Genomic DNA, 680 nt, shown 5'->3' with positions numbered 1-680 from the left:
GTTGTCGGCCAGCGTGATGGTCGCCGTGGGGCGCACGGTGTCCACGCTGTAGTTGTCGCTGCTGGCGCTGCCGGTACCGGCGTTGCCTGCGTCGTCGCGCACACCGCTGAGGTTCACACGGATGGTATTCGCCCGGGCGCTGACGTTGGCCGTGGGCGTGAAGGTCGCTGTCCAGACCCGGTAGGAACCGGCCGTGGCCCTGGCCGTGAGCGTGCTCAGCGTGCCGTTGGCGTCAGTGAGCACGATGTCCGTGGAGTCAAAGCCGATGACGGGCCTGCTGAACCAGAATGTCACGGTCATTGTTTCGCCCACGCTGAGCGTGGTATCGGACAGCGCGATGGTCGCTGTCGGGCCAGCGGTGTTGACCGTGTAGTTGGCGCTGCTGGCGCTACCAGTGCCAGCGTTGCCCGCGGCGTTCGTCACGCCCGTGAGGTCCACGCGGATGGTGTTGGTCGGGTCGTTGACGTTGCCCCTGGGCGTGAAGAGCGCTGTCCAGGTCCTTCCATCGTCATTAATTACGGGGTCGCCCAATGTACCGTTGGCATTGCTGAGTTCGATGTCATCGCGCGTGAAGCCGTTGACGGGCTCGCTGAAGCGAAAGGTCACGGTCGGTGTTTCGCCCTGGGTGAGCGTGGTATCGGTCAGCGTGATCGTGGCTGTCGGGCGCTGGGTGTTGACCG

General features: G+C 64.9%; 1 protein-coding gene. It reads right to left on the bottom strand.

Annotated elements, in window-relative coordinates:
• A partial coding sequence (locus VTU_RS34215; protein WP_010109272.1) for an Ig-like domain-containing protein occupies positions 1-680 on the bottom strand: 680 nt, incomplete at both ends.

This window comes from Verminephrobacter aporrectodeae subsp. tuberculatae At4, assembly GCF_000193225.1.
GTDB lineage: Bacteria > Pseudomonadota > Gammaproteobacteria > Burkholderiales > Burkholderiaceae_C > Acidovorax > Acidovorax aporrectodeae.
This window is presented reverse-complemented; position numbering and strand designations above follow the sequence as displayed.